Genomic DNA, 9,394 nt, shown 5'->3' with positions numbered 1-9,394 from the left:
ACGTCGCACCCTGTGGCGAGTATTGCGCAACATCTTTGGCAGCGTCGGGGTTTGAATATGGCCAAATTGAGATCCTTCGCCGCGCGCTTTTGACGACCCTAGTCCATCACCGGCCTCAGTCGTTTCTGCCGTGGCGGTGTGTCTATCTCTTGGCGGCCGTCAAAGAGCGCCTTTCTGGGGGCGAAGAGACCCGGGTAAAGCTGGCGCTCCGCATAGCCCAAGAGGGCGCCAGCGCACATCCAGGTCACCGGCACCAACGTATCATTCAGCAACATGTCCATCAGGGTCGCGCCCAGAATGAGCGCGATGCAGGACACGGTTGGCGAAATTTCCCGCTCTGGCATCTTGCGCAGCGCTAGGTAGAGCAACGCGAGCGCACCGGTCAGCAGGCCCATTTCGGCGAGATAGCCGACCCAGCCGAAGCTGCCAAAGGCAATGATCCAGTGGCCATCGGGGATCGACAGGATGCGACCGGTTTCGCCATCTCGGATCAGGTTTCTGCCCCATCCGCCCCAACCGAACATGGGCTTTTCGGCTGCGCGTTCTAGTAGAATTTCTTCATTGTCGAACCTGTACCCCAAGGATTGCGCCCGTTCGGGGCTGATCGCTTCTACCTGTGCCAGGATTGTATCAAGCGGGATCACATGAGCGTTTCGCAACATCGGGTAGATGCAGCCGATCAAGGCGATGATCAGCGCCAGCCGGACCTGGAACCGATGAGACGCCAGTGCGATAACGGGGGTAAAGGCCAGACCATAAGCGAGCGACGCCATGCTCTTGCACAGGATCAACATGCCGAACAGGTAGACCGCTGCGAAAGTAAACCGCACTTTGTTGGGGTTGGTGGCCGTGCGGGCCAGCGCTACTGCCGCCACCATTGCGCTGAACATGAACAACGCAAGCCAAAGCGCATGGGGCAGGAAGACGATGGGGCGATACCCGCCCTGACGCACCATCTGAGCAAAGTCATGCTGGAAAAAGCCGTAGATCCAGACGTTCATCTGCGGGCTGAACCTGATTTCGATCAACGACGGAACGGTGTAAATGAGGCCGGCAATGACGAATGCCAACAAAATTTCCCGATGTGCCTCAGGGGTGGAAAGATATCGACGCGCGATGAAGAACGGGATCAGCACGATGATCTGGCTACTGATGACAGATGCGAGATCCCGCAGGCGAAGGCCTGGCAGCTCCGAATGAAAGAACACGATCGGAGCAGAGTGCGGCACCGCCTCAAACACAATACGGTCAGAGTTGGTCAGTACCGTCGGAACGGCGGAGAGGACAAAGACCGCGGTTAAGACACGAAGTACCCAGGATCGCGGCATCATCGGTACTGGCTGCTTTGCGACAAACACACAGCCCGCCAGCGCCATGAGCGAGCTGATCGAGAATTTGTCCAGGTCGGGAACAAGAGGCAGGTCGAAGGCTGCAACCGGCGGCAGCAGAAGGTATCCGCCGATCAGGCATAGCAGGATGGCACGGTGCAGGGGCAGGCGCTGAAAGAACACCAACGCCGCGACTGGCCACACCAGCAACATCATCGTCGCAATCGCGTTAGGCACCTAATCTCGCCTCACTTAGACCTAAATCCGTGGGTAGCAGTATACGACAGCTCTGCCATATGTACCCTGCAAGAAACAATATTTACTAACCAGCCGATGAAAAATGATCTGATGCGCCATGCACTTTCTGTTTAACAATCAGCGTATTGTGGTCAATGTCCCAGATGCGCGCAAGTTTTCCGTTGAAATAACGAATAGATTTCAGTGTGCTGAAGGGTTTGCGCTGGCGACCGTCAACCTCGATCACCTGGTCAAGCTGTCACGCGATGACGTGTTTCTGCGCGCCTATCAGGCGCAGGATTTCATCGTCGCGGATGGTCGCCCGATTGTCTGGCTTTCGCGGATTGCGAACCGGCCTGTTGAGCTGATGCCCGGATCTGATCTGGTCACGCCCCTATGCAAAATGGCGGCGCAGAGCGGCGTCAAGGTGGCATTGGTGGGATCAACGGAACCAGTTCTTGAAGAGGCGCGGACCGCCTTGATGCACTGGGTGCCGGGACTGGAGATCACCTATGTGCAGGCGCCCAGCAGGAATTTTGATCCCGAGGGGGACGAATCTCGGCGGATCTTGACCGAATTGGCAGAGCAGAAGGTGGGCATGTGCTTTATCGCGCTTGGTGCTCCGAAGCAGGAACGCTTTGCCGCGCTTGGACGGCAATTGGCACCGCAGGTCGGGTTTGCATCAATCGGCGCGGGGCTCGATTTCGTGACCGGGGCTCAGCGCCGTGCGCCGCTGTGGATGCGTAAACTCGCGTTGGAGTGGTTGTGGCGCATGTTGAGCAGCCCGGCCCGCCTTGTGCCGCGTTATGCGCAGTGTTTCGCGATCCTGCCGAGACAGGTCATGCAAGCGCTGCGGATCCGGCGACAGAGGGATGTGCGCGCTCAGGAAAGCTGACGTGGGCTCTACTTGTACTCGATCAGGGCGCGATGCCTGCCGCGCAAGCGGTTGAGGTGAAACTCCACGACGCCCTGTGCCTCGGCAAACTTGCCCAGCATGCTATACCACGCCCGCCGTGGGCCATCGCGTCGGGACAGGCGCAGAAACTGCAGCGGGTAGATCAAGCTGAGCACGCCGCCAAGAAGGGGAAGCAGGGACCATGTCAGTGCAATGAGGCCCGGCAAGACCGCCCCCCAGACCATGGCCCGCCTCGTTTCGGTGACCCAATGACACTCTGGCGGCGCACCATGCAAGTGGGCGCCCTCCGCAAAGGCATGACCTGCCCGTCGCGCCCGTTTCCACCATTGCGAAAACCGTGTCATCTGAGCATCGTGACGGGTCATTTCCTCATCTAGTCGCCAGATTTTCCACCCCGCCTTGCGCAACCGCACACAAAGCTCAGGCTCTTCGCCCGCGATCAAGGTGTCGCGGTATCCGCCAACCTGAAGGATCGCATCGCGGCGCATCAAAGCATCGCCGCCGCAGGCCTTGGCCTCACCGATGGGCGTATCCCACTCCAGGTCACACAGCCAATTGTAGATGCTGCCGCTTGGGTTTTGTTCCCGTCGCCGCCCGCAAGCGACCGCGACATCTGGATGCTGTGCTAAAAAATCCGCGCCTTGCCGCAACCAGCCAGGGTCAAGACTACAGTCGCCATCCAGAAATTGGACCAACCCGCCGCTGGTATTTGCAGACAGCCGATCCAGTCCTGCGTTGCGGGCCCGCGCCGCGGTGAACGGGCGCGACATATCAAGCGAGACGACCTCCGCCCCGCGGGCTTTTGCGGCTGCCACAGATCCGTCGCTGGAGCCACTGTCGACATAGATGATACGCCTGACCTGTCCTGCAAGGCTGTCGAGGCAGGCCAGCAGGCGCTCGCCTTCATTGCGACCGATCACAACCGCGTCGATCTGCGGCTGCGGCGCGTCAGGGGGCGGGGGGGCGGTGCTCATGACATGCGGCCTCTGTGGTGCCTTTCGGCCACCCGGACCGTAGTCAGCCTATATGGACGAAATCGCAGCTCAATAATCCCGCTTGAAGAAAACACCAAGCCCGGTTTCGCCCTCGCTATCGGCTTTGCCTGTGACGGTCAGGGATTTCGTAAGATCCAAGTTGATGGTCAGCTCGCTATCGCCTTCGGACGTGATGTTGAGGTCGGTGTAGACGTTGTCTGCGAGATAGCCGCCCAGCCCGAGTTGCCCAATCCCGAGGTTATCGGCCCCGATGTCCACATTGTCGGCGCCGGTACTGTCCCGCAGGGCCTTCTGCGCGCCTCCTCCGCGACCGCTGAGCGTCAGGGCGGAGCTTGCCAGTCGGGCCAGAGCGAGCGGCGAGATATCCTGAATATTGTCCCCGAACAAAAGCAGAGCCAATGCTTCTTCGCTGGGGCGCGGAGGGTCGGATGTGACCTTGATTTGTGGGCTGTCCACCTGACCGGAAATCGACAGGGTCGCGGTGCCCTGTTCCGTGTTCGCGGTGGATGTGAACTCCAGATAGGGCTTCAGGTCTCCAAGCAAAGTGATGCGCCCTTCGTCGAGGTTCAGCCTACGGCCAAGGATGTCGAAGGTGCCGCGGATCAGGCCAATCTGTCCCGAGGGCGCCAGATTTGAAGTTGTGCCCCGCACCGTGATGGCGCCGCCAAGCTCTGCATTGAGGCCGCGGCCTCGGGCAAAGATACGGTTGGGGGCGCTGATCAGCACATTGAGCGCGATATTGGTCTTGCTGCCACCGCCACCGGACCCGGTCTCGACCAGCCCGGCCCGGGCTCTGGTGGCGATCTGTGCCCTCGATTGGCCGCGATGCCGGATGGGTGGGATCGGGGCAGCAGAAACGGCACCACCTGCGGTGTTGAGGTTGATATTTGTCTCACCGACATCGATGCGCCCATCAAGGCTGCTGTTGCCGGCCAGCGCACCGGACAGACGCAAATCGCCGCCCAACGATGTCTTGTAAGAGAGATTGTCGGTCAAGACGACCTCTGCCAGGGAGATCTGCAAATTGCCGTTGTAAGGCGCATTGAGCGAGACCGGCCCGCTGACTTGAATTTGTCCGCCATCGCGCGGGCGCGCGCTGAGCGACAGCGTGGCAGAGCCATTGCTGAGCGAGACGCGGGTGGTGATACCATCTATTGCTTGGGCCGCTTGCGGCAGGACCAGCTGCGCGTCTGCGGTCGTCACGGTTCCGCTAACGGAGCTGAGTTGTGCCGGTCCGCGCAGGGCCAGATCGAACCGTGCCAGCCCCTTTAGCAGGTTCGGCTTCAGAAAGGCATTGGCGCCTTCAAGGCGCAGCGAGCCTTTGGCGGTGATATCCGCAACCGCCTGTGCTTCATCCCATGTGCCCGCAATGCGAGAGTCGATCCCAAGCGGGCCATCCGCTGTGGTTTCGACGCTCCAGACGCCATTCTCTCGGCTGGCGTCGCCCTTTGCGGTGAGGACACCATCGAGGCCAGGTATCACCTGCTGCAGTTGCCGCACCATGGCATCGAAATTGATACGGGCTGATCCATCATTCTCATTGAACCGCCCGTCCAGCGTTGCAGAAGCCCCTGCTGGCCCCGTGACATCGCCGCCGCCGTTCCATTCGCCGGCGCGGCGGGTGGCCGTGATATCTGCGGAGGCGGAACCTCCCAGACTGGCGGTGAAAGCGCGTACATTTGCGACCTCGGCTTTCAGGTTCATATCGACATCGCCGGAGGCTTCGGTGAATGACCCATCAAAGCGCGCCGTGCTGTCGCCGGGAGCGGTCAGATCACCTTCGGCCTGCCATTCACCGTTGCGGCGTGTAGCTGTCAGCTTGGTGGTGGCCTGCCCTTTGATAGAGGGGGCAAATTGTTCGATGCGCGCAATCAAGGCTGAGAGATCCAGATCCACAGCGCCCTGTGCTTCGTCAAACGCGCCCTTGATGCGAGCCTGTGCGCCACCGGTCACACTGAGATCGGTTTGTGCGGTCCAGCGCCCGTCGCGGCGGGTGGCGGTGCCCTTTGCAACCAGCGGGGCTCCGGCCAGTTGCGGGGCAAAGGCCTCTGGTGCGGCGACGAAGGCGTCAAACGCAAAATCCGCCGCGCCTTCGAGGGTGAAGCTACCGTCCAGATCCATCGACGTCTCGCGCGGGCCGCGTAACTCCGCTGTCCCATCCAGCCGATCACCTGTGCGGTCAAAATTCGCAGATAGGGTCAGGGGGCCGGGCAGTTCCGGGACGAAGCGATCAAGCCGCGCGAGCCGTGCGTCCAGGCGCAAGGCGCCTTCGCCGCTGTCGAGGGTGCCCTGGCCGGTGGCGCTGATCTCGGTCGCCTGCAGGTCAAACTGGTCGATCCGCACACCGGATGTGTCGCGCGCGGCCACCAGTTTCAACGTGCTCTCGCCGGTCAACAAGGGGTCGACATCGGCGATCCCGGTGCCCAGGTCCTGTCCGGTCAATGCCAGATCTACACCAAAGGCGCCGCTCAGCGGTTGGAAATGGCCTGTTACATCGGCGATTGCTGACCCGGACAGCGACAGCCCGGCAATCTCGGAAAAACGTTTCAGGTCGTCGGCGGTCAGCGCAAGCTCGGTTGCAATGCGAAGGTCGTTCTCGACGCCGTTGAAGCGCACATCGCCGCGCGCCGCGTAGCTCTCGCCCTGTACGTCCAGATCGCGGATCAGGAAATCGGCACCTTCTTTGGTGGTCAGGCGAGCGCTCAGGGTAAGGTCGCTGCCAGTGGCGGCGGCCAGGGCTGGATCTGCCAGAACAAACCCGTTCAACCGCGCATCAATGGCCCCGTCAAGCGCAAAGCCTGCACTTTGATCCAATGCGCCAGCCGCGTTGATGACGGCGCGGGAAATGGCCATGTCGGGCGTGCGTAGTTGGTCCAGCTCACCGTTGATCTGCCAGTTTTCGTCTGCGGGTTTCTGCAGGGTCAGGGAAACACCGGCAACAGTCGTGTCTGCACCAGGCACCGGCAATATGACAGCAGCCTGACCGTCAGGTGGCGTTATCGCAGCCTTCAGGTTTGCGGTCTGCAGCTTCCCCGCCTCCAGGGAGAGGGCTCCGGTCAGTTGCAAGGCGCGGGTGCGCAGCGCGAGGCTCTCCAGCTCTACGCCGCCGCTTGGCAAGGTGCGCCCGTTCAGATTGGCCCGCAGGCCCGGACCGAAGAACGGGCGATAGGTCGGCCGTAAAAGCGGATCGATATTGCCACCCAGATCGGCGGCAAATGCCAGACCTGCATCCGCTCCGCCGGCAACATCGGCAAGCCCGGTAAGGCTGACAGCCCCGCTGATCCGGTCGTTGCCATTGGTTGCAAATCCAATGTCTGCGGTGAAATCCTCAAGCGGACCCGCGCCTTTGATCGCGAGGCTCAGATCCGGACGTCCGGGAATGTCCATCACATCGGACAGCAAGCCACCGGAAGCCTCTTTCAAGGCAAGATCCAGTGACAATTGCTCTGTCGAGTTTGAGAACGATGCGGCCAGAGAGAGTGCGTCGCCGCGCCGGTCGAGACGGGCCACACGCAGAGTGGTGTCCAGCGCACCGTCCGCAAGAGACAGGGCGCCGGTCACGGAGAGGGAGGCTTCCTGCCCTGCAAGCTCCTCGCCCAGAAGGATTTCATTTGCGGCGATTTCGCCGATCTCTAGCGCAACGGGCAGATCCGGCAGCGAGAAGGGCGTCGCCTCAGGGGTTGGCAGGTCCGGATCGGCAGGCAGGGATTTGGGGCTGCGTTCGACGATGATACGATCTGCTTTGAGGCGGTTGACCGAAAACCGCCCTCGTACCAGCGCCAACCGGTTCCAGTCGAGTTCAGCGCCTTCGACGGTCAGCCAGACGCCGTCCTCGTCCGACACTGTCAGACGGGCAATCTTGGCCTGTGAGGAGAATGCCCCTTCGAGCCCCTGCACGTTTATGGAGCGGCTGTCGCCTGATAGCGTGTCTTCCAGAAAAGAAACCAGCAACCCGCCGGATTCCGAGGCGTCTTGCTGCGCAACTGCAGACAAAGGCGTCAGGGCGGTGCAGGTGGTTAGGCCGGTGACGGTGACGAGGGTGCGAACGGTATGTTTCAAAACGCCTGTCCTATGCCGATGTAAAACTGCAGCCCGTCCTCGGTATCACCTGAAACAGGCATCGCCAGATCAAGCCGGATCGGACCGATCCCGGTTACATTATACCGCACGCCGAGGCCCGCGCCTGCGTGGAATTCGCTGTCACCGCTGACAAAGCTGTCCTGGTCAACAAAGCCTGCGTCGTAGAACCCGACGAGCGAAATCGTGTCGGTGATCCGGCCACGCACTTCGCCTGACAGCGCCAGGTATCCGCGCCCGCCTGCTGTCTTGCCGCCGACGTCGATGCCGAGAGACTGGAACTCCTGCCCGCGCACGGATCCTGCCCCGCCAGAGAAATAGAGCAATGTTGGTGAGACGTTATTCTGGTCGGGCCCGATCAGGGAGCCCAGCTGAACACGCCCGGCCAATACGATGCGACCAGAACTGCCGAGCGATTTATATCCACGGGCGTCGATATTGATCTGCACGCCGGGGTCGCCGCCACCCAGACCGACGAAGGGCACGATCTCGCCATCAAGATAGTAGCCGGCGGACGGATCGGTCTTGACGTTGCGTTTGTCCTTTTCGCCCCTCAGGCGCCCGGCAAAATACTTGAATTCCCGGTTGTCGCCAAAGGCATCATCGGCTTTGACATAGCGCAGTCCCAAAGCACCTTCGACAAATGTGGTGTCAGAGACGATGCGCCGAACCCCAATGGCAGCCGTGGCGCTTCTGGCGGTGTAATGCTCTTCCTGCAATTGCTCCAGCGCAGCGAGGTAAAACAGCGTTCGGTCCGTGCCGAGGGCCGCAGGGCGGTCCAGACGCGCCGAGACGCTCCCGTCGAGTTCGCTGGTGCCAAGGCCGCTGACAGACAGGTCGATCTTCAACCGCTCTGCCGCGCCGAAGAGGTTGCGGTGCATCCAACTGCTGCTGAGTTTCACCGCTTCGGACGAAGACACCTCAACGCCGAAGGTAAAACGGCGCTTGGGCTGGTCTTCCACCTCGGCGATGAAATCAAGCGTGCCGTCCGGGTTTGGTATCTCTGCCTGCTTTACCGTCACGGTTGAAAAAGCGCCGGTGCGGCGCAGGCGGGTGGCGGATTTCGACACCAGATCCGGGTGGTAGGTTTGCCCCGTTGCAAACCCTGCAATGCGCTGTATCGCTTCGCGCCGCACGTCGGACTGTCCGGTGATCCGCAGATTGCCCAGCTGCAGCCGAGGCCCCGGCGCGATCTGTAGGTCCGCATCGAGGCGCTGTTTGACTGCATCGGCGGTGATGGACTGATTTGATAGTTCCGCTTTGGCGTGGCCCGCGCGGTCCCATGCGCCCAGTCCTGCAGTCGCCGCCTGTTGAATGACACCCGTGCTTGCAGGGCGCCCGGATGCAAAATCCGCTGGCAGATCGGCAGGTTCATTGGCTGGCAGTGGTCTGACTACGGCGCGACCGAAGGTGAAGGCGGGGCCGGGATCAACCGAGATGTCGATCTTTTCCACTGATCTCGGCGGGTTCAGCAAATTGATTGCCGCGGCTTCGCGCCCATCGAGACGAATGTTCACGACCGGTGCAAAATATCCGGCGTCATAGAGCACCTGCACCAAAGTACGGTAGTCGGACAGCGCGGCGGCAATGATTTCCTGCAGTTCTGCACCGTCGCCGAGGATCAGCGCGGCGCTAGCGCCCTCCAGCTTGTCGGTGAGCTCCTCCGGTGCTTTGGGGGCGGAGAGGTTTGCCTCAAGCGCATGAAGCGCGGCCCCCGGAAGCGCCACGCCAAAGCCGATAGCCAGAGACATGGGCCGCAGGGCGCGAAGAAGGCGGCGCGCGGTCGGGCGCGGGTGGCGAAAGCTGGTCATTGGGTCTCCGGCAGCGAGCAATCGGTTTTC

The 9,394-nt window shown here is 61.4% G+C and carries 5 protein-coding genes; 1 reads left to right on the top strand and 4 read right to left on the bottom strand.

The features are described 5' to 3' along the window. Window positions 1-98: 98 nt before the first annotated feature. Window positions 99-1,565 carry a hypothetical protein gene (locus R1T40_RS11440; RefSeq protein WP_317384187.1) on the bottom strand — a complete coding sequence of 489 codons (1,467 nt, stop codon included), beginning with the start codon at window positions 1,563-1,565 and terminating at the stop codon, window positions 99-101. Window positions 1,566-1,683: 118 nt separating this feature from the next. On the opposite strand from R1T40_RS11440, the gene R1T40_RS11435 reads away from it, so the two are divergent. After that, the gene (locus R1T40_RS11435) at window positions 1,684-2,460 is read left to right on the top strand and encodes a WecB/TagA/CpsF family glycosyltransferase (RefSeq protein WP_317384186.1); all 777 of its coding nucleotides are present in this window, start codon (window positions 1,684-1,686) and stop codon (window positions 2,458-2,460) included. 8 nt (window positions 2,461-2,468) lie between these two features. Here R1T40_RS11435 and R1T40_RS11430 read toward each other — a convergent pair whose 3' ends face one another. The 3 genes from R1T40_RS11430 to R1T40_RS11420 form a co-directional block, all read right to left on the bottom strand. Further along, complete coding sequence (locus R1T40_RS11430) at window positions 2,469-3,455, bottom strand: glycosyltransferase (RefSeq protein WP_317384185.1); 987 nt, start codon at window positions 3,453-3,455, stop codon at window positions 2,469-2,471. Between the two features lie 69 nt (window positions 3,456-3,524). Next, window positions 3,525-7,535 carry a translocation/assembly module TamB domain-containing protein gene (locus R1T40_RS11425; RefSeq protein WP_317384184.1) on the bottom strand — a complete coding sequence of 1,337 codons (4,011 nt, stop codon included), beginning with the start codon at window positions 7,533-7,535 and terminating at the stop codon, window positions 3,525-3,527. Next, window positions 7,532-9,364 carry an autotransporter assembly complex protein TamA gene (locus R1T40_RS11420; RefSeq protein ID WP_317384183.1) on the bottom strand — a complete coding sequence of 611 codons (1,833 nt, stop codon included), beginning with the start codon at window positions 9,362-9,364 and terminating at the stop codon, window positions 7,532-7,534. Before R1T40_RS11420 ends, R1T40_RS11425 begins: the two co-directional genes overlap by 4 nt. Window positions 9,365-9,394: the final 30 nt, after the last annotated feature.

Source organism: Tritonibacter scottomollicae, assembly GCF_032924845.1.
GTDB lineage: Bacteria > Pseudomonadota > Alphaproteobacteria > Rhodobacterales > Rhodobacteraceae > Epibacterium > Epibacterium scottomollicae.
The sequence above is the reverse complement of the archived record's forward strand: the minus strand, read 5'-3'. Positions and strand labels throughout refer to the sequence as shown.